Origin of the sequence: Bacillus sp. FSL W8-1202 (assembly GCF_038006165.1) — a bacterium.
GTDB classification, from domain to species: Bacteria; Bacillota; Bacilli; order Bacillales; family Bacillaceae; genus Bacillus; species Bacillus subtilis.
Genome location: NZ_JBBOUR010000001.1, coordinates 1,137,959 through 1,157,780, shown reverse-complemented (window position 1 = coordinate 1,157,780; position 19,822 = coordinate 1,137,959). Strand labels below are relative to the sequence as shown.

Genomic DNA, 19,822 nt, shown 5'->3' with positions numbered 1-19,822 from the left:
AATTTAAAAAGAGCGGCATCCTTTCTATATGGAGGATACCGCTCTTCTTTATTAACGTTGTCTCATTTGCGGGAATAACAGCACATCGCGAATAGAAGGGGCATTCGTCAGCAGCATAACCAGACGGTCGATACCGATGCCTAAACCTCCTGTTGGCGGCATACCGTATTCCAGAGCTTCAACAAAGTCTTCATCCATTAGATGAGCTTCATCATTACCGGCTTCACGCTCTTTTAATTGCGCTTCAAAGCGTTCTCTTTGATCAATAGGATCATTCAGCTCTGTAAACGCGTTGGCATGTTCACGGCCAACGATAAACAGCTCAAAACGGTCTGTAAAACGCGGGTCCTCAGGGTTTTTCTTAGCAAGAGGAGAAATTTCTACAGGATGCCCGTAAATAAACGTTGGCTGAATAAGCGTTTCTTCAATTTTTTGTTCGAAGAATTCGTTGATGATATGGCCTACTGTCATAGAATCTTTAATTTCTACACCATGTTCTTTTGCATATTCACGCGCCTGTTCAACAGTAACCTCTTCCCAGAAATCAACGCCGGTCGCTTCTTTGACTGCGTCAACCATATGGATTCTTTTCCACTCCGGTTTAAGGTCGATTTGCTCTTCCCCGTATTGAATCGTAGTTGTGCCAAGCACTTCTTGGGCGATATGAGCGACAAGGTTTTCAGTTAAGCTCATGATATCTTTATAGTCCGCATATGCTTCATATAACTCAATCATTGTAAATTCAGGGTTATGGCGTGTAGAGACACCTTCGTTACGGAAAACACGGCCGATTTCATATACTTTTTCTAAACCGCCGACAATTAGACGTTTTAGGTGCAGTTCGATAGCAATACGCATATAGAGTGGAATGTCTAACGCGTTGTGGTGAGTGATAAACGGACGCGCAGAAGCTCCCCCAGGAATGCTGTGCATTGTAGGTGTTTCTACTTCTAAGTATCCATGATCATCAAGGTATCTTCTCATAGCTTGAATGATCTTGCTTCGTGTAATGAACGTATGTTTGCTGTCTGGGTTTACGATAAGATCCAGATAGCGCTGACGGTAGCGCTGCTCAACGTCTTTTAAACCATGGTATTTGTCAGGAAGCGGACGAAGCGCTTTTGTCAGCAATTCAAAGGAAGTTGCTTTAACAGACAATTCGCCTACATTTGTTTTGAAGACTTTTCCGGTTACGCCGATAAGATCACCGAGGTCAGAAGACTTAAAGATTTCATATTGGTCGTCACCGACACTGTCTTTTCTTACGTAGATTTGGATTTGGCCTTCTAAATCCTGAAGATGGGCAAAGCCGGCTTTTCCTTTGCCGCGTTTTGTCATCATGCGGCCTGCGATTGTAACTTCAATCGCTTTTTCTTCTAACTCTTCTTTGGTTAGATCTTGATATGCCGAAATAACTTCTTGAGACTGATGAGTTCTTTCAAAACGTGCGCCGAATGGATCGATGCCGTTATCTCTCAGCTGATTCATTTTATCGCGTCTGACTTGCAGCTGATCATTCAATTCTTCATGGTTATGCTCTTCTTGACTCATTGTTATCACTCCATTACAGATATTGTTTCATGAAAAAAGCAGAAAAACTGCCAGCGTAAAACTAGCAGTGAGCAGCAAATAGAGGTGAGTATTATCCTACTTTTGCATTTTGAAGCTCTTTTGCCTCAACTTCAACCGTAAATGCATCTAAAAGCTGTACAAACTCTTCTCTCGTCTCGCAATGATTGATTTCATTACGAACGTTCGCATTGCCTTTCACGCCTTTCAGATACCATGCAGCGTGCTTTCTCATTTCTCTTACCGCTACGTTTTCACCTTTTAAGTCAATCAGGCGGTCAAGATGCAGTATGCATACGGCCATTTTTTCGCGTACTTGCGGCTCTTCTTTTAATTCACCTGTTTCAAGATACTGAACCGTACGGTAAATCATCCACGGGTTGCCCAATGCAGCGCGTCCGATCATGACCCCGTCTACTCCTGTCTCATCGAGCATACGCTTAGCATCCTGCGGTGTCTTAACATCGCCGTTTCCGATAACCGGAATCGATACTGATTGTTTTACTTCTTTGATAATATCCCAGTTTGCCGTTCCTTCGTACATCTGCACTCTCGTACGGCCGTGAAGCGCAACTGCTTTACCGCCCGCACGTTCTACAGCCTGTGCATTTTTCACTGCGAAAATGTGGTCTTCATCCCAGCCCATTCTCATTTTCACTGTAACTGGTTTATTAACAGCATCCACTACTGCAGAAACCATTTCGTAAATCTTATCAGGATCGAGAAGCCATTTGGCTCCCGCATCGCATTTTGTAATCTTCGGCACGGGACATCCCATGTTAATATCAATGATATCAGCAGTTGTGTTTTGGTCTACAAACTTCGCCGCTTCCACAAGGGTTTCCTTTTTTCCTCCGAAAATTTGAAGGCTCAGTGGTTTCTCACGTTCATCAATATAAAGCATACCCATTGTTCTTGCATTGTTGTAAAGGATCGCTTTGTCACTGACCATTTCAGCGCATACCAATCCGGCTCCGAATTCCTTTACAGTCAATCTGAACGCAGAGTTGCAGACACCAGCCATAGGTGCGAGCACAACCCGGTTTTTCAATTGAATATCTCCGATTTTGAACAATTTTTCTCCTCCTTTCATTTGTTCTATTTTTCTGGCGGCGCCAATTCGTCCGCACTTATATTTAAAACATCTGCTGCATCTTGAATGATGGCAGCTGACGGCAATCGGTTTCCGCGTTCAATTTCGCCGAGAATAGAAACTGATATACCTAATGCTTTTGCAAATCCTTCTTGAGTATAACCTTTCAGCTTTCTGAATGCACGAATTCGTCTACCCCAGATTTCTGCTTCCATACTCTTACACCTTCTTGGTCTGTTTCGGCGCTTGTAGCCTCTTTTTCAACCTGCTGGCAAATTTCCGCAAGCGGCGCAAGGACAAACAAACGCTCATACATTCTCGGATGCGGAACAATTAGTTGCTCTGTTTCAATATTTTCACGATTAAATAACAAAATGTCAAGGTCTGCCGTCCGCGGCCCCCATCTTACTTCCCTTGTTCTGCCTAATTCATTTTCTATCTGCTGCGTCAGTTCAAGGAGTTCAAAAGGGTTCAATGATGTCTTGATTTCAACAGCCATATTCAAAAATTGAGCTTGATCTTCGTATCCGACCGGGTCAGTTTCGTAAATAGACGACACTTTAGTGACTGTCACCGCAGCATGCTGATGCAGTAAAGCCACTGCTTGCCTTAAATACGTTTCTCTATCTCCAATATTAGATCCAAGTGCAATATAAGCTATGTTGTTCATGACTTTTTTCTCGTAATTTCAATGGCTACTGATTTATAGTGTCCGGGAATTGGCGGGTCTGGCTTAATCACTTTCACCGTACATTGCTGAACCGGCTGAAATTTTTCGAGAACAGTGCCAGCAATACGTTCTGCCAGCGTTTCCACCAATTTTACAGGCTCCCCTTCCACGATATCTTTACATACGTGATAGAGCTCAGCATAGTTGATCGTTTGCTCAAGGTCGTCTGTTTGTCCAGCTTTGCTTAAATCCAGCTCAGCGGTTAAATCGACTTTAAACCGCTGGCCAAGTTTGTTTTCTTCTTTGAACACACCGTGATATCCGTAAAACTCCATACCTTCTACATAAACTTTATCCATGGTGCACCCCTCCCTTATTCAGCATCGCGTCCATCATTTTCGCCATTCTGGCAATTTGCTTTACATCATGGACCCTGACAATGTCACAGCCTTTTTGAATGCCGAGACACACAGTCGCGCCTGTGCCCTCAGCCCGCTCCTCAGGCGGAAGATCCAGAACACGCCCGATGAATCTTTTTCGGGAGGTTGCCAGAAGAACCGGATATCCCACTCCGCTGAAAATCTCTAGTTTGTTCATCACTGCCAAGTTATCGTGATAGGTTTTCGCGAAACCGATACCGGGATCAAGAATAATGTTCTTCTCGTCTACTCCGGCCTCAACAGCAATTTTTACACTCTCCATTAAGTCCGTCAGCATATCCGGCAATAAGTCATTGTAGTTTCTTTCAGGGCGGTTATGCATGAGAACAATTGGAACATGATGTTCAGCTGCAACGGAAGCCATCTTCGGATCATGTTTGGCACCCCAAATATCATTGATAATGGATGCGCCGGCTTTCACAGCTTCATCTGCGACAGAAGCCTTGTACGTATCTACAGAAATAGGAACACCAAGCTCTTTCGTAATCCGCTCAATCACCGGAATGACTCTGGACATCTCCTCATCCTCAGATACGCACTCAGCGCCAGGCCTTGTCGATTCCCCTCCGATATCAATGATATGGGCACCATCATTGATCATCTCTTCCGCGTGCAGCAGCGCCTTGTCCAAGCTGTCATATTTTCCGCCGTCCGAGAAAGAGTCAGGCGTTACGTTTAAAATTCCCATCACCAGCGTCTTCTCTTTATATGATAAAGCGCTGGGCTTGGTGTGGATCACTTGTGTTTGATCTATTGTGTGCTGCGCCATGCTCTTCCTCCCTTTTCATCAATCATGTTCTTTATTTCTTTTTTGTATAACAATTGAAGAGCGGAGGTTGCTTCTCCGCTTTGGCTTCCATAGTTTACTTCTTCTATTTTAGTAAACGGGATGATTTCAAGAACCGAGTTCGTCATCCACGCTTCGTCAGCTGTCAAGAGAGCTTCTAGCTCATATCGGCCCGTTTTGAGCTCCAGGCCGATATCCTTTGCATTTTCTATGATAAAACGTCTCGTGACGCCGTCCAGAATACCAGTATCAAGCGATGGCGTATAGATACAGCGACCTTTTCTCCAAAAGACATTAGATATGATACCCTCTGCAACAGCTCCATCCTCCGTTAGGAAAATTCCCTCGACACTCGGATCATTTCCAATTTCCCGTTTCGCATACATATTATTTAGATAATGATGAGATTTTAACCGGAACGATCCCTCAGGAGTGTTTCTCCGTATCGATAAAACCTTCCCTTCTTTTTGCAAAGGAAGACTTTCTGGTTTCAGCTGATTCACAAAGCATAAAACGGTCGGCTTATCGTACGTCTGGGCGACAAAGCCTTTATCGCTGATTCCCGCTGATATGTTCAGTCTGACGCGGGCATTACCATCCTTGATATCATTTAGCTTAAGCAGCTTGTCCAGCATCTCAAGGATCTCATGCTTTGAAACAGTATATTCGATTTGCAGATCCTTAAGCGCGCGTTCAAGCCTTTCTATATGCCAATCAAGCAAAAACGGGCAGCCTTCGTAGAGCCTGAAGGTTTCGAAAACACCGATCCCATATAAAAACCCATGGTCAAAAGGAGAAAGAACTGCATCTTTCTCCTCCATATACCGGCCGTTCACATATATCATCACGCAATAACTTCCTTGCGATATGTCTCAATAAAATTTCTGAGCATTTCTTTCCCAAAGGAGGTCATAATAGACTCTGGGTGAAATTGCACGCCCTCTATCGGGAGGTCATTGTGGCGAATAGCCATGATTTCTCCTTCTTTCGTTTGTGCTGTTACTGTAAAACAGCTTGGCAGCGTCTCAGGTTTTACGATCAGCGAGTGGTATCGCGTCGCAACAAGGGGGTTTTTCAACCCTTCAAAAATGGTTTTGCCGTCATGCTCGATATCCGAGGTTTTCCCGTGCATAAGCCGTTCTGCCCTAACAACATCACCACCGAACACTTGTGCGATGGACTGATGTCCGAGACATACACCGAAAATAGGAATTTTCCCTGCGAAATGTTTAATTGCTTCGAGGCTGATTCCCGCCTCATCAGGGCTGCACGGTCCGGGAGATATCATCAGAAAGTCCGGAGACAGTTCTTCAATTTCTTCGATTGTGATGCTGTCATTGCGTTTCACAACCAGCTCTTCCCCAAGCTCGCCCAAATACTGTACCAAGTTGTACGTGAATGAATCGTAGTTATCAATCATTAAAATCATTTCTCCGCTCACCTCATCTAATTTTTGTCTCTTCTTTGCTCAGCTCTAATGCTCTTTGCATCGCAAAAGCTTTTTTGAATGATTCCTTGTATTCGTGCTTCGGAACAGAATCAATCACAACTCCTGCGCCGGACTGCATAAATGCCTGCCCTCCGGTTGCATAAATGGTTCGAATGACGATATTAAACTGCAGATCGAGATTATATCCAAACCATCCTATAGATCCAGTATAAAGCCCCCGGCGTGTCGGCTCAAGTTCTTCTATTATTTCCATCGTTCTTACTTTCGGTGCACCAGTAATGGTTCCTCCGGGAAACACAGCATGAATAATATCAACAGCATCATACCCATCCTGCAGTTCACCTTGGACATTAGACACAATGTGCATTACATGCGAGTATTTTTCAATTGCCATGAATTCATTTACGCGCACAGACCCGTAACGCGATACTCTTCCCAGATCATTTCGCTCAAGATCAACCAGCATGACATGTTCCGCGCGTTCTTTTTCATTGTGTATCAATTCGTTTGCAAGCACCTCGTCTTCTTCATTTGTTTTCCCTCTGGAACGGGTGCCCGCAATCGGTCTCGTCTCTAATAGCTTGCCCTTTTTGCTGACAAGCAGTTCAGGCGAGCCGCAAATGATTTGGAAATCAGGTGTTTCTAAATACGCCATATAAGGAGAAGGATTTACTTCTCTCAAGGTTTTGTAAATTTGATATGGGTGGGCAGACAGTGACTGTGACTGCCTTATTGATAGATTGACTTGAAACACATCTCCGCTGGCAATGTATTGTTTGATTTTCTCTACAGCTTGTGAGAACCCATCCTCGGTAAATGGCGCCGCGAAAGAACCAGCTGTTTCAGGGTTCATCTCTCGCAAAGAGACAGCGGGAAGCTCAGTCAGCCACATCTGCTCTAACTCAGATAGCTTCACATCCGCTGTTTCCTGATCAGAACCATTAACATGAGTAATCAGCCATAGAGACTCTTCTTGATGATCATAAACTGCTATATCATCAAAAACAAGAAAATAAATATCTGGTGTTTCTAGATCATCTAATGAGAGCATTTTAAAATTTTCAATGTACCGTGCGTAATCATAGCTGAGAAACCCGATTGCCCCGCCTTGAAAGTCAGGGAACTCATGATTCGTTTCTGTTTCCAGCGTTTTAAACCAGCTGTGGAAGGCCCGTAATGGATCACCTTCTTTAAACAGCATCTCATCACCATGCTTAATTGTAGTTATTCCGTCTTTTCCTTTCACAGTCGCAATTGGATCAAGACCGGCTATACTGTATCTGCCGCCTCTTGCACTTTCGAGAAGTACATGGTGTTTTCGGGATTGCGCAAGTTTCTCAAATTGTTGTAAGAATGAGTCTTTTTGAAAAGGTACTTTTTTGCCTGCCGGTCTGCGTTGTGCCATTTGTATCATTCCTCTATTTTCTTTTTTACTTGTTTTTAATTGTAAAGCAATGTTGTGAGTGAAAAAAGTGAATTTCTCTTCCAAGAATAACATTCGTCGCAGACATGGCATATTTGATGCACGAAATATAAAAAAACTCCCGGCGGACCGGGAGTTTTGGCTTTTTTTAATCGAATTGATACAGCGGCGTGCTTAGATAACGTTCGCCGTTACTTGGAATGATGGCCAATACTTTTTTGCCTTTTCCGAGTTTTTTTGCTACTTGAAGAGCAGCATAAATTGCAGCACCTGATGAGATGCCTCCGAGAATTCCTTCTTCACGTGCAGCTCTGCGGGCATATTCGAATGCTTCTTCATTCTTCACAGGGAAGATTTCATCATATACTTCAGTGTTTAAGATGTCCGGCACGAATCCAGCTCCGATTCCCTGAATTTTGTGGGGGCCTGGTTTTCCTCCTGAAAGCACTGGGGAATCTGACGGTTCAACAGCGTAAATCTTGATGGAAGGGTATGCTTCCTTAAGCACTTCGCCCGCTCCCGTAATTGTTCCGCCCGTTCCGATTCCGGCTACAAATGCGTCAAGCTGGTCATCACCGAATTGCTCAACGATTTCTTTACCCGTTGTTTGGCGGTGAATTTCTGGATTAGACGGGTTGTTAAACTGCTGCGGCACAAAGTATCCGTGCTTTTCAGCAAGCTCTTCAGCTTTCTTAATGGCACCTTTCATACCTTCCGCACCAGGAGTCAGCACAAGCTCAGCACCGTATGCGCGAAGAAGGTTGCGGCGCTCCATGCTCATTGTATCAGGCATAACCAAAATGGCTTTTAATCCTTTAGCAGCAGCAACCATTGCAAGCCCGATACCAGTATTTCCGCTTGTCGGTTCAATGATTGTATCACCGGCTTTTAATTTTCCTTCTTTTTCAGCCGCTTCAATCATGGCTAAACCGATACGGTCTTTTACACTGCTTCCAGGGTTCATGTATTCAAGTTTTAGATATACATCCGCACTGGTTTCATCTGTAAGGCGATTTAATTTAACGATTGGCGTATTCCCAATTAATTCAGTAATGGAGTTTGCTACACGTACCATTCTCGACACCTCAATTTCCGACTATTTGTATTGGTATTATGTATATAATCTATCAATTTCTAAATTTTTTGTCAATCACTTAGTACTTTTTTCCCCATAAAACCAAGATACATCGGCTTCTTTCCACAGTGTCTTAACTGTCGCTTTATCGCCTAGCTGATCCATTGCGATTTGCCGTCTGATCTGGTCCTTTACTTCATCAAATGAGAACGTTCTTGCCTTTAGTTTTTCTTTCAGCTGGATAATGGCATATCCATTGCTGACCTTTATTGGTTCCTGAGACCATTCATCCTCTTTGAGTGTTTTTGCCTCTTCAATGTATGTTGATGGAATGTTGTCTGATGCCTCTGTGACAAAACCTAAATCTCCGCCGTATGGTGATGTATATCTGTCTGTAGATCTTTCGGCAGCCACAGCTTCAAAGCTTGAGCCGCCTTTCAGTTCTTTCAGGACTTCTCTCGCTTCTTCTTCATCTTTTACAACAATGTGCCGAATTCGATACGAATCATCAAACTGATATAGTTCCTTATTTTTATTATAGAATGATTCCAGTTCTTTGTTTGAGATATCGATATCCCTTGTTAACAATTCTTCAAGGAGGATATTATAACGAATTTGGTCTTTCCACTCTTTCTCCGTCGTATGTTCATCTTCGTAAAAGGAATTATTGACCGCTTTAATCAGCAAAAACTCACGATCAACTTCGCTTTTGGATACTTTAAGGTTGTTCCTTTTAGCCAGCTGCTCAACAACTCGGACATTGATCATATCTTCAAGCGTTGACTTACCATACTGGTCTTCCATTTCTTTCAGCCATTCTTCTCTTGTCACACTCTTGCCCCCGATAGTCGCAATAGACTCACCGGATGACGATGCGCCGGCTTGGGATTTCGTCAGCGTATATGCAACAGCAATACAGCAAACCAACAGCGCCCCTAAAATAATGGTCCAGATTGTTCTTGATTTCAAACCTGCTTTCAGCCCCTTTTCTCAAAATAAAAACCCGCTAAAGAGCTTAGCGGGTAGTTTGGTCACGAAGCCCTTCCAGCTCTTCTTTTGTAAATAAGTACTTTTCATTACAAAAATGGCATACTGCTTCGGCTTGTCCATCTTCTTCTATCATATCTTGAATTTCTTTTTTGCCTAGTCCTAAAATGGCTGTTTCGAACCGTTCTTTTGAACAAGGGCAATGGAATCTGACAGGCATCGTTTCCAAAATCTCAGGTTTCTCGCCTAGGACTCCTTCTAAAATTTCTTCTGGTGTCAGTCCTTTTTGGATGAGCTTAGAAATCGGCTCTACTTGAGATAGACGCTGTTCAATTTTTGTGATTGTTTCATCATCTGTTCCCGGCATCAGCTGAATAATAAAGCCCCCTGCCGCAAGAATGGTATTGTCAGGATTCACGAGCACACCTACGCCCACTGATGAAGGAACCTGCTCAGATGATACAAGATAGTAAGTGAAATCATCTCCTAATTCTCCTGAAACGATTTCTACTTGTCCTGTGAAGAACTCGCGCAAACCTAAATCTTTTACGACACTTAACGTTCCGTTTGTTCCAACCGCACGTCTGACATCAAGCTTGCCTTGTTCATTTAAATCAAAATGAACTTGCGGGTTAGAGACATAGGCTCTGACTTCTCCTTTGGCATTGGCATCAGCTACAATAGCTCCGATCGGACCTCCGCCCTCGATTTTCACGGTCAGCTTATCATCGCCCTTCAGCATAGCGCCGAGCATGAGTGAAGCTGTCATTGTGCGTCCCAATGCAGCGGATGCTGTCGGCCACGTACCATGGCGTCTCTGCCCCTCATTTACCATATCAGTCGTTCTCGCCGCATAAGCCCGAACTTTTCCGTCATACGCAAGTGCTTTTACTAAATAATCCATTACTAAACCTCCTATACACTTCCTACGCGGTTTCTTTCATAAATCAATTCCAGCCCTTTTAGGGTTAAGAATGGATCAACGATATCTATACAATCTGATTCGTTCGCAATGAGCGGCGCCAGGCCTCCTGTCGCAATGACCTTTGGTTCCTGTTTTGCCTGCCATTTCATTCGCTTAACGATTCCTTCCACTTGGCCGACATAGCCAAATAAAATCCCAGATTGCATCGCGCTAACAGTGTTTTTTCCGATAATATTGTCGGGCCGGGTGATTTCGATACGCGGAAGCTTTGCTGCACGCGAGTAAAGCGCCTCTGTCGAAATTGTAATCCCAGGGGCAATCGCCCCGCCCATGTATTGTTTGTTTTCATCAATATAGCAGTACGTTGTGGCGGTTCCGAAATCGACAACAATTAATGGATTGCCGTATAAGTGTATCGCAGCGACAGCATTTACGATTCTGTCTGCCCCCACTTCTTTCGGATTGTCATATTTTATATTTAAACCGGTTTTCATACCTGGACCAACAATTTGAGGCTCGATATGAAAGTATTTTGTGCACATTCTCTCTAACGCAAACATGATTGGCGGCACTACTGATGAAATAATAATGCCATCTATCTGTTCAAACATAAGCCCGGAGTGATCAAATAAGGAGCGCAGAATCATCCCAAACTCATCTTCTGTTTTATGCCTGCTTGTTTCTATACGCCAGTGATATTCTAATTTTCCATCATGATATACACCAAGTACAGTATTGGTGTTCCCCACATCGATAACCAGTAACAACCTCTATCACCACTTTTGAATAGTTTCTCTACATTACTTTTTACAAACATTCTACAATACCATACACGATCAGCGGCTCATTTGTAAACAAATCGATACCAGAATTGGATGATTGTCAAAGCCGCTGCTGAGCCCATCATTCACATAAAAAAACTGCCAGCGTCAGCCGGCAGTTTTTTTAGAAAGAAAGCGAATTACTCTTTCGTATCGTCTTTCTTTTCTTCTGTTTTTGTCAGAATGTTTACTTTCACATCATCGTTCTTTTCATCATCTGAGAAATTACGCTCAGGTAATGTTCCATGATCGATAAGGTGTTTGATCTGTTCAGCGTCAAGCGTTTCAACTTTCAGAAGCGTTTGGGCAATCAATTCAAGCTTGTCACGATTTTCAGTCAGGATTTGTTTCGCACGCTCATAACATTCTTTGATGATGCGCTGAATTTCCTGATCAATTTCGTAAGCGATTTGATCACTGTAGTTCTGTTCGTTGTTGAAATCACGGCCTAAGAATACCTGACCGCCCTGAGACTGTCCAAATTGCAACGGTCCCAGTTTTTCTGACATACCGAATTCCGTAACCATTCGTCTTGCAATATTCGTCGCACGTTGGAAGTCATTGTGCGCCCCTGTGCTGACTTCACCGAAGATAATCTCTTCAGCAACACGTCCGCCCAAGAGGCCGACAATTTTATCAAGCAGCTCCGGCTTTGTTTGGAAATAACGGTCTTCTCTTGGCAGCATAACAGCATAACCGCCAGCCTGGCCCCGAGGAACAATCGTTACTTTATGAACCATATCCGCCTCATCTAAAACGAGACCGATAACGGTGTGTCCGCCTTCGTGATAAGCCACGATATTGCGTTCTTTCTTGGAGATAACGCGGCTCTTCTTAGCGGGTCCGGCAATTACACGGTCCGTCGCTTCGTCAATATCACGCGCATCGATTTTTTTCTTGTTTTGACGAGCCGCTACAAGCGCAGCTTCATTCAAGAGGTTTTCTAAGTCAGCGCCTGAGAAGCCTGGTGTTCTCATGGCAATTGATTTTAGGTTAACCGTTTCATCCAGCGGTTTGTTTCTCGCATGGACTTTCAATACAGCTTCACGGCCAATGACATCTGGGCGGTCCACTGTGATTTGACGGTCAAAACGTCCCGGACGAAGTAAGGCTGGGTCCAAGATGTCCGCACGGTTCGTCGCAGCAATGATGATAATTCCTTCATTAGCGCTGAATCCGTCCATTTCAACAAGCAATTGGTTTAGCGTCTGTTCACGTTCATCGTGTCCACCGCCGAGACCAGCGCCACGCTGGCGTCCGACTGCGTCAATTTCATCAATGAAGATCAAACAAGGCGCATTCTTTTTCGCATTTTCAAACAAGTCACGCACACGGGAAGCACCGACCCCTACAAACATTTCAACGAAATCAGATCCGCTGATGCTGAAGAAAGGTACGCCGGCTTCTCCTGCACAAGCCTTGGCAAGCAATGTTTTACCGGTACCCGGAGGCCCCACTAAAAGCACGCCTTTCGGTATTCTGGCGCCAAGCTCGGCAAACTTGCGGGGATCTTTCAGAAACTCAACAACTTCAACAAGTTCTTGCTTTTCTTCGTCAGCCCCTGCAACGTCTTTAAATTTGACGCGTTTCTTTTCCTCTGTATACAGCTTCGCTTTACTCTTGCCAAAGTTCATGACACGGCTGCCGCCGCCTTGAGCCTGATTGAGCAGGAAGAAAAACAGAATCAAGATAATGACAAATGGGATGATGGTCGTCAGGAACGTCACCCATCCGCTTGTTTCTTGCGCGGGCTCAACCTTTACGTCTGTCTTTTTCAAAGCGTTAAATATCTGGTCTGCTCCCTTTCCTTCAGGAACATGAGTCAAAAAGTATTGATCTTTGTCGTAGTTTTTCAGCTGCCCTTTTACCTCATAAACACCTCTGACAGGCTGAACCGATACGCTATCAACTTTCCCGTCATCCAGGTTTTTGATGAACGTACTGTACGACATATTTTCTGTTTTCGGATTTGAGGTCTGGAAGTAGCTCACAACCCCGATTACTACTAATAAAATAAGTAAATAAAAAATGGTATTACGGAAGACCCGATTCATTCCTTACCTCCTCCCACAGTAAGCACAACTATGTTCAATAGTACCATAGAAAATCATTCCAATACAAACAATAACCATCTCGGAAGCAGGCTGCCGATCAGCTTTCATAAACTGCCGGTTTTAACACTCCGATATAAGGCAGATTGCGATAGCGCTCAGCATAATCAAGTCCGTAACCCACTACAAACGCGTCAGGAACTTCAAAACCGACAAAGTCTGCTTTGATGTCCGCTTTTCTTCCGCTCGGTTTATCCAAAAGGGTAACAATCTTAATTGATTTTGCTTTACGGTATCGGAAGAGCTCTACGAGATAACTTAAGGTTAACCCACTGTCGATGATATCTTCAATAATTAAGATGTCCCGGCCCTCTACAGATGTATCCAAATCTTTAATGATTTTTACTTCTCCAGAAGAAACCGTAGAATTTCCGTAGCTTGATACATCCATGAAATCCATTTCCAAATATGTATCAATATGCTTGATAAGATCCGCCATAAAAGGAAGTGCTCCTTTTAACACACCGATTGCCAACGGAAATGTATCTTGATACTCGCTCGTTAATTCTGCACCTAACTCTTTTACTTTCTTTTGTATCTCTTCCTCTGAGATCAGTACTTTCTCGATATCATGTTTCATCATGATTTTGCTTGCCCCCTACACTTTTCATGCTGTCTATATTGTAATACAATGCGGTCGCTGTTTGGAATCACAAGATCTTCAAAAATTGATTTTTTCAAGCCAGGTATCCAGATAATTTCACCGCTTGCGTCCGTCACAATCGGCCAGTTGTCTCTTTCTTGGAGAGGCAGTTTCTTATCAATAAATATATCCTTTACCTTTTTTGAGCCGTTCATCCCTTTTAGTTTGATCCGGTCTCCAGCTTTTCTCGTCCGGATTGTTAAGGGAAACCGCACCTTTTTTTCACTTGTGATAAAAACAGCATTCCCATGTTCTTCAGGCGAGTCCGCATAATGCTTTGCCTCTATCAGATATCCATTAGGGAGCACTGCCGTTTCATCAGCAGCTCCGCTAATTTGGTATTCAAAGGGAACATTTTTGCACTGCCATTGTTCAAATGTAAACAAACATGTCTGATATGATTTGACCACCTTCAGCCCTTTCGGAAAGTCCAGTACTCCTGAAGGACCGCCATTTTCCGCCCAATCGAGAAACTGCTGAATGTGATGGGCCGAAAAGGATGATGGAACGTTTTCATAAAGATAGTTTAATATTAGTTGAACTCCTCTTCTTTGTAAAGGCATCGGGAGGGCAAGCAATTGAGAGGAATTGATTTCAACTGATGTATTAGACTGGCTTGTGATTACTTTATTCATTTCATCTTTCGTTAATGACTGTAAGAATTGCTCATCTTCCGTCAGTGCTTCACTCACTTTCTGAAACCTTTTATGCACATCCGGAGATTCCTGCTTCAAAAACGGGAGCACTGTTTTTCTGAATCTGTTTCTTGTGTAGTCATCTTTGGCGTTGCTTTCATCCGTCCGGTAGCTCAAACCGTTTTCACGGCAATAGTGAAGGATCTCTTCCTTTGTAATGGTTAAGAACGGCCTGATGATCCGCCCCGTCCCAAAACGTCTAACCGGCTGCATTCCCGCAAGTCCCGTTCCAAGCGTACCCTTAGCCAGTTTCATAAGCATTGTTTCAACCTGGTCATCACCATGATGCGCAAGAGCCAGATAGTCCGCTTGGTGCTTCGACATGATTTCTTCAAAAAACTGGTAGCGGCAATCACGTGCTGCAGCCTGCTTATTGAGTCCTTTTTCCTGTGCATATGCGGTTACATTGATTTGAGCCGTTTCGCACACGAGCTGTTCAGCTTTACAATAAGCTTGGACAAAACGCATGTCCTCCTCGGATTCCGCACCTCTGAACCGATGGTCAACGTGAGCTGCAATAACATTCGCTGAACGGCCGCATAACGTATGCAACGCGTGAAGAAGAGCCATTGAGTCCGGACCGCCGGAAACGCCTACAATGATTGTCGCCCCTTTTAACGTAAGATTGTGTTTGTTTAAAAAATCTTTGACACTTTTCACAATGTCCTCCTCACAATGAGCAGGTATTTTAAAGATATTCATATCCTAACACTTTCAACCCCTCCAAGCAAAGAAGAAGCATAGGCTCTGCAGTTTGCGCCATTCAGATTAAGAAAAAGATAATATAGGCGAAATAAAGCGCTAAAACACTGATCACGATCAGCGTTGTTTCAAATACCCCCCCCGACTTAGCCGATTTCTGTTTTGGGGTATATCGCGTCTTCGTTATTTTTCCTTGGCGCGGTTTTTGCTGTCTTTGTCGTGTGGCAGGCTGCGGTGATGCTTTTATAGGCTGTTTTCTTTGTGCTGCTTTTTGCCCCGCGTCTAGCATATCCTTTTTCATTTCATCTGCGGATTGATAATCTCCGTTCAAGGCTGAAAAAAGCACTTTTTTATACTTTTGAAGCAGCGGGTTTCCTTCGATGAGAGACCTAAGCTGTTCTTTGGGCTGGTTCGTTTTCTTAAATTCTTTTTTATGCACACTGTTGATCATAATCATGGCAACTGCGAACAGATCATAGGATGGCTCTGCCTTTCTTGTTCCATACCCCCAATAGCCTCTGTCATAAAACTCCGTATACTCTTTTATCGCCCGGCCTTCCTTTGTCGTGCCGCCCACATCAATGCAGCGGATCCTTGCGGGCGGACCAGTTACGATCAGATTATCAGGTTTAAGATCGCCGAATATCCATCCTTGCTGGTGAAGCACCGATAAGCTGGATAACAGCTGAATCATTAATACAGGTATCCACTCTGCTCCTTTATCACTGACATACTTCAAAAGCAGCGGCCCTTTTATGTATTCCATTGCATAAAATGAAACTTTCGTATTGGCACCGGGAATATAGGCATCATCCGTATCAAAAAAAGAAGGCCCCATCGTAACGGACTGGGCCTTTGAGAAAGATTTCAAGACATTCACTTCAGAAGTAATAGACAGGCTGTCATCACTCACCTTTAAGGCAACATGTCCATCTGATGCTTCTGCCAAATACACAATTCCATTGGCCCCTTTACCAAGCTGTTTACGCAATGTATAAGTGTTTCCATTCCACTTGCCTTTGATTGTCGTACCCGGCTTGAGGCTACATGCCAAACTCGTCAAAGCGTCGTTCATCATCTGCCAGCATGCCCCTTCTTGAGCGTATTTTTTCAAACTGCAGTGTCGCTTCACGAATCGCCGGACCTGTCGGCGTGATGCCGCCTGTCGAAAGCTTCGCAAAGAGTGTGGAAAGAGATTGCAGCTTCGGTGTCCAGTTCAGCACAAGCTCGACCTCTTGTTTTTTCCCGGGAAATATACACATCGCAAATTCGTTATTCCCGATTCGGGAATTGAGGCTTACAGACAAATCAATCAGCGCCTCTTTTACTGTTGGAAGCTTTGGCGCCATACTTGCACTTGTATCAACAAGAACCAAAACCTGAAGATGCACCGTTTCTCCAAGCTCGTCTACCACTTCCATGACTTCGCCGCGTTTTTCCGGAGAAAGCTCTTCCATTTCCACATTCTTTCCGAGAATCTGTTTCAGTTCTTGATTGACTACACCTTGTAAGGTTTGCGTCATCGCTTTCTTTGTTACCATTTGAACAGTTTGTGAAAGCTGAGATGCATAAACGACTTGGTGCACGCCTCCTCCGGCAAGTGCAATCCCTTCGACTTCCTTCATTGCCTCAGGGTCAATTTGATTTTCTTCCATTATACCAATGACATTTACCGTAATCCCCTGCTCTTTAGCAAAAGCAGCCATTGCAAGCGGGTCTTCCCCATGGTTTGAGCAGCCATCCGTTATCAGCAAAATTTGATTTAAATGTCCGTTGTTCACATTCATTCCTCCTGGAGAATACGAGGATTCTCAGATTCATATATTCCCATCTTCGCCAGAAGAAATTTGATTTATACGGAAGCGTTATGAAATTTCTTGTTTGTTTTGAAAGATTGCCGGAACAGGAATGGATGCCCACTTCGGTGTATTGTGATCAATCCGGACAACAACAACAGTCATATCGTCCTCAATTTGGCCGGATCTTGTGCGGATGACTTCTTCCATAAGCAAATCGGCAATCTCCTGCGGGTCATTTGTTTTCAACCCTTTCATTTTACGTTTCATCCATAAGTCGTGATTTTCCACATGCTTAGGCCCCTCAAAAATACCATCACTCATCATAATTAAGAGGTCACCCGCTTTCAGCTGTTCACTCACAACCTCCACATCGAATTCATTAATAATACCGATTGGCAGATTGCTCGCTTGAACTTTCATGACCTGGTCACCCCGTTTGATAAAGCTAGGCGTCGATCCAACCTTCAAAAATTTACAGCTGGCATCTTGAAGATCGATAATAGACAGGTCAAGCGTGGAATATATTTCGTCAGTTGTCCTTAGAGACAGTATGCTGTTGATCGTTTTAATTGCTATTTTTTCATCAATTCCCGATTCAAGGATTTTTTCAAGAAGCTTGATCGTTTCATTGCTTTCAAAGTGCGCTCTTGCGCCATTGCCCATTCCGTCACTGATTGCTGCAGCATATTTTCTGGCTCCAAGCTCCATCATGCTGTAGCTGTCGCCGGAGACAAGGCCGCCGCCCTTCGCAGCGTGAGCAGCTCCCGTGGACACCCTGTATGATTTTGTTGATCCAAAGGCGACATGGCTGTATCCATTCGGATGCGGAGAGTGCTGTTCGGCTTTCACAAGAATTTGTTCTTCCAGAATGTCAGACAGCATAGGGGCAATGATTTTTTCACTTTCTCCATGTCCGCTGAACGGAATGGTCATTTCAATATCGATATTTCCTTGTTCAAGACTATAGATCTCGACATGCTGAATCTCAATTCCGAAATGCTGAAGCGCCTCTATGATTTGCTCTTCCTGCAGAAAGTGCTGTTCTCGCTCTCTTTTTATTTCCCGAGAAAAGTCGGCCATGACTTCAGAAACGCCTAAAAGCTGTTCAGCAACAAGGCGCCTGCTGTCTTGGACTTTTTTCTTGAGTGTCAAATGGGCATGATGATGTGCGAGCTCGTCCTCAATCAGCTCTTCAACCTGCTTGGATTTAGAACAATACTGTTGAAACTCTTTTTTCAGCCTTCGGTTTGATGCATATTCTTTTTCCTCTGTTTCAAGCATAACTTGTTTCATTAAATCATATGTTTTATCAAAGTTCTGTACCCAGCACCTGTTTTTCTTGTAGCACGTCTGACAGGAATGCTCCGTGATTTTGCTTAAGAACAGATCAACTTCGCTGTCATCTGTCTGTTCGTCTGATGCTTGGTAAAAGGTTGCAAAGCTTTCAGACAGCGCGTGAAATACATTGGAGAACTGGTCTACCTTCTGAGCAGTGACATCACGGATTTTTCTAGCGTATTGCTGTTGCTCTTGAAGATGCTCGACAGTTCCCGGAATATATCTCGCCACTTTCCTTGTAATAGATTGAGGTGTGAGCAAAAACAGGCCGACTGCGATTAATGACTCATAGAGCGTGGTCATCAGACCGGCAGAGCCTTCACCATATAAAGATATAAGAAGTGATCCAACGATCAAACCGATTGCTGCACCCGCTTTTTTCCCTTCCTTCAGCAAACCGCCCAATAAACCGGAAAAAGCAAGCAGACTCATTTGATATAGGTTTCCGATATTCGCCAAGCCAAGAATCAGGCCGGTCACAACCCCAACCGTACAGCCGATGCTTGCTCCGCCAATAAAGGAAAAACTCAACACAACATAACGAGCCAATATATGTTCTGCCTGCATCCCTTGGTAGGACAAGCCGGCCAGCCCCGTTAAAACAGAGGCAATAAGAATCATAAAGCAAATGATTTCCTCTATTTTTAATGATTGTTTCACTTTTTTCACAGTAAAAATCGGAAGGCTCTGAAGGAAAATCAGTGTTAAGATAAACGATAGTCCAGCCTCAACGATAGCCATTACATAATCATAGGTTGTAAATACGCCATTTTGGGCATAAACAAACCCGGCTCTTGCTGCAGCCATCGAGAAGAACACGACAATCGGGAGCGCTTTAACACGATCGTCGGTAATGAAGGCAGCCACTTTAGAAAATACGAAGAATGCCAGCAATGCCGCCAGTATGAGCAATGAGTGCTTTGGAGATATGGTCAGCGCACCTGCAAGCACAGCCAAAACCGCATAAAACGCTTTGTCTCTTCTGATAAGAAGCATCGCTCCAAAGAAAGGAAGTGCGAAAGGAAGCACCTCGGATAATATGAAAGCCCGTCCAAGCAAAAATCCGATGACAACATAAATGAATCCTTTATAGAAAAACAGTGAATGCAAATGATGAGTCACCAGCTTCGTGCCCCTGTTAAAAAACGATTGGAGTTTTTCCAAAGCTTGTCCCGCCATTGGCCCGTTCACTCTTCTTTCTGCTTTTTCCATTCCTCTCATCTCCCACCTGTTATATTCGTTGCCTGTCATTATAGCGAAAGCACAGATAGGATTTTGTCAAAAGAAGGTAACA

Annotated in this window: 19 protein-coding genes; all 19 read right to left on the bottom strand. The window is 43.9% G+C overall.

The window, feature by feature from the left end; genetic code table 11:
* Positions 1 to 51: 51 nt before the first annotated feature.
* The 19 genes from lysS to spoIIE all read right to left on the bottom strand — a co-directional run bounded on the left by lysS (position 52) and on the right by spoIIE (position 19,740).
* Positions 52 to 1,551 carry a lysine--tRNA ligase gene (gene lysS, locus NSQ09_RS05965; protein WP_003226674.1) on the bottom strand — a complete coding sequence of 500 codons (1,500 nt, stop codon included), beginning with the start codon at positions 1,549 to 1,551 and terminating at the stop codon, positions 52 to 54.
* A gap of 91 nt (positions 1,552 to 1,642) precedes the next feature.
* Positions 1,643 to 2,644: a tRNA dihydrouridine synthase DusB gene (gene dusB / locus NSQ09_RS05960; protein WP_341030644.1), complete on the bottom strand. Its 1,002-nt coding sequence runs from the start codon at positions 2,642 to 2,644 to the stop codon at positions 1,643 to 1,645.
* A 23-nt stretch (positions 2,645 to 2,667) separates the two neighbouring features.
* On the bottom strand, positions 2,668 to 2,877 hold the full coding sequence (locus tag NSQ09_RS05955; RefSeq protein WP_003226678.1) for a helix-turn-helix domain-containing protein: 210 nt from the start codon (positions 2,875 to 2,877) through the stop codon (positions 2,668 to 2,670).
* The gene (gene folK, locus NSQ09_RS05950; protein WP_003242690.1) at positions 2,829 to 3,332 is read right to left on the bottom strand and encodes a 2-amino-4-hydroxy-6-hydroxymethyldihydropteridine diphosphokinase; all 504 of its coding nucleotides are present in this window, start codon (positions 3,330 to 3,332) and stop codon (positions 2,829 to 2,831) included. Before folK ends, NSQ09_RS05955 begins: the two co-directional genes overlap by 49 nt.
* Complete coding sequence (folB, locus tag NSQ09_RS05945; protein ID WP_014478613.1) at positions 3,329 to 3,691, bottom strand: dihydroneopterin aldolase; 363 nt, start codon at positions 3,689 to 3,691, stop codon at positions 3,329 to 3,331. The genes folK and folB overlap by 4 nt, the downstream gene beginning before the upstream one ends.
* Entirely contained in the window at positions 3,684 to 4,541 is an 858-nt protein-coding gene (gene folP / locus NSQ09_RS05940; protein WP_041054335.1) for a dihydropteroate synthase, read from the bottom strand. The genes folB and folP overlap by 8 nt, the downstream gene beginning before the upstream one ends.
* On the bottom strand, positions 4,523 to 5,404 hold the full coding sequence (pabC, locus tag NSQ09_RS05935; protein WP_341032494.1) for an aminodeoxychorismate lyase: 882 nt from the start codon (positions 5,402 to 5,404) through the stop codon (positions 4,523 to 4,525). The genes folP and pabC overlap by 19 nt, the downstream gene beginning before the upstream one ends.
* Positions 5,404 to 5,988, bottom strand: coding sequence for an aminodeoxychorismate/anthranilate synthase component II (gene pabA / locus NSQ09_RS05930; protein WP_014475585.1), 585 nt, complete (start codon positions 5,986 to 5,988; stop codon positions 5,404 to 5,406). The genes pabC and pabA overlap by 1 nt, the downstream gene beginning before the upstream one ends.
* A 13-nt stretch (positions 5,989 to 6,001) precedes the next feature.
* Positions 6,002 to 7,414, bottom strand: a complete 1,413-nt coding sequence (locus NSQ09_RS05925) for an anthranilate synthase component I family protein (RefSeq protein ID WP_210215829.1) — start codon at positions 7,412 to 7,414, stop codon at positions 6,002 to 6,004.
* A 166-nt stretch (positions 7,415 to 7,580) separates the two neighbouring features.
* Entirely contained in the window at positions 7,581 to 8,507 is a 927-nt protein-coding gene (gene cysK / locus NSQ09_RS05920; RefSeq protein WP_017696365.1) for a cysteine synthase A, read from the bottom strand.
* Between the two features lie 75 nt (positions 8,508 to 8,582).
* Positions 8,583 to 9,476 carry a peptidyl-prolyl cis-trans isomerase gene (locus NSQ09_RS05915; protein WP_017696366.1) on the bottom strand — a complete coding sequence of 298 codons (894 nt, stop codon included), beginning with the start codon at positions 9,474 to 9,476 and terminating at the stop codon, positions 8,583 to 8,585.
* A 46-nt stretch (positions 9,477 to 9,522) separates the two neighbouring features.
* Entirely contained in the window at positions 9,523 to 10,398 is an 876-nt protein-coding gene (gene hslO / locus NSQ09_RS05910; RefSeq protein ID WP_017696367.1) for a redox-regulated molecular chaperone HslO, read from the bottom strand.
* Between the two features lie 11 nt (positions 10,399 to 10,409).
* Complete coding sequence (locus NSQ09_RS05905) at positions 10,410 to 11,186, bottom strand: type III pantothenate kinase (protein ID WP_010886388.1); 777 nt, start codon at positions 11,184 to 11,186, stop codon at positions 10,410 to 10,412.
* A gap of 194 nt (positions 11,187 to 11,380) precedes the next feature.
* Complete coding sequence (gene ftsH / locus NSQ09_RS05900; protein ID WP_341030640.1) at positions 11,381 to 13,294, bottom strand: ATP-dependent zinc metalloprotease FtsH; 1,914 nt, start codon at positions 13,292 to 13,294, stop codon at positions 11,381 to 11,383.
* 97 nt (positions 13,295 to 13,391) lie between these two features.
* Positions 13,392 to 13,934 carry a hypoxanthine phosphoribosyltransferase gene (gene hpt / locus NSQ09_RS05895; protein WP_003226700.1) on the bottom strand — a complete coding sequence of 181 codons (543 nt, stop codon included), beginning with the start codon at positions 13,932 to 13,934 and terminating at the stop codon, positions 13,392 to 13,394.
* Entirely contained in the window at positions 13,931 to 15,349 is a 1,419-nt protein-coding gene (gene tilS / locus NSQ09_RS05890) for a tRNA lysidine(34) synthetase TilS (RefSeq protein WP_041351235.1), read from the bottom strand. Before tilS ends, hpt begins: the two co-directional genes overlap by 4 nt.
* A gap of 103 nt (positions 15,350 to 15,452) precedes the next feature.
* A complete protein-coding gene (prkT, locus tag NSQ09_RS05885; protein ID WP_257986361.1) occupies positions 15,453 to 16,469 on the bottom strand; it encodes a serine/threonine protein kinase PrkT in 1,017 nt (338 codons plus the stop codon).
* Positions 16,435 to 17,172, bottom strand: a complete 738-nt coding sequence (locus tag NSQ09_RS05880) for a VWA domain-containing protein (protein ID WP_003243782.1) — start codon at positions 17,170 to 17,172, stop codon at positions 16,435 to 16,437. The genes prkT and NSQ09_RS05880 overlap by 35 nt, the downstream gene beginning before the upstream one ends.
* An 84-nt stretch (positions 17,173 to 17,256) precedes the next feature.
* The gene (gene spoIIE, locus NSQ09_RS05875; protein WP_015253002.1) at positions 17,257 to 19,740 is read right to left on the bottom strand and encodes a stage II sporulation protein E; all 2,484 of its coding nucleotides are present in this window, start codon (positions 19,738 to 19,740) and stop codon (positions 17,257 to 17,259) included.
* Positions 19,741 to 19,822: the final 82 nt, after the last annotated feature.

What these genes read in the sequence shown, in the direction of transcription:
- lysS (WP_003226674.1), bottom strand. Translation starts at nt 1,551, where the DNA reads ATGAGTCAAGAAGAGCATAACCATGAAGAATTGAATGATCAGCTGCAA.
- NSQ09_RS05955 (WP_003226678.1), bottom strand. Translation starts at nt 2,877, where the DNA reads ATGGAAGCAGAAATCTGGGGTAGACGAATTCGTGCATTCAGAAAGCTG.
- folK (WP_003242690.1), bottom strand. Translation starts at nt 3,332, where the DNA reads ATGAACAACATAGCTTATATTGCACTTGGATCTAATATTGGAGATAGA.
- folB (WP_014478613.1), bottom strand. Translation starts at nt 3,691, where the DNA reads ATGGATAAAGTTTATGTAGAAGGTATGGAGTTTTACGGATATCACGGT.
- folP (WP_041054335.1), bottom strand. Translation starts at nt 4,541, where the DNA reads ATGGCGCAGCACACAATAGATCAAACACAAGTGATCCACACCAAGCCC.
- pabC (WP_341032494.1), bottom strand. Translation starts at nt 5,404, where the DNA reads ATGATATATGTGAACGGCCGGTATATGGAGGAGAAAGATGCAGTTCTT.
- pabA (WP_014475585.1), bottom strand. Translation starts at nt 5,988, where the DNA reads ATGATTTTAATGATTGATAACTACGATTCATTCACGTACAACTTGGTA.
- NSQ09_RS05925 (WP_210215829.1), bottom strand. Translation starts at nt 7,414, where the DNA reads ATGGCACAACGCAGACCGGCAGGCAAAAAAGTACCTTTTCAAAAAGAC.
- cysK (WP_017696365.1), bottom strand. Translation starts at nt 8,507, where the DNA reads ATGGTACGTGTAGCAAACTCCATTACTGAATTAATTGGGAATACGCCA.
- hslO (WP_017696367.1), bottom strand. Translation starts at nt 10,398, where the DNA reads ATGGATTATTTAGTAAAAGCACTTGCGTATGACGGAAAAGTTCGGGCT.
- ftsH (WP_341030640.1), bottom strand. Translation starts at nt 13,294, where the DNA reads ATGAATCGGGTCTTCCGTAATACCATTTTTTATTTACTTATTTTATTA.
- hpt (WP_003226700.1), bottom strand. Translation starts at nt 13,934, where the DNA reads ATGATGAAACATGATATCGAGAAAGTACTGATCTCAGAGGAAGAGATA.
- prkT (WP_257986361.1), bottom strand. Translation starts at nt 16,469, where the DNA reads ATGATGAACGACGCTTTGACGAGTTTGGCATGTAGCCTCAAGCCGGGT.
- spoIIE (WP_015253002.1), bottom strand. Translation starts at nt 19,740, where the DNA reads ATGGAAAAAGCAGAAAGAAGAGTGAACGGGCCAATGGCGGGACAAGCT.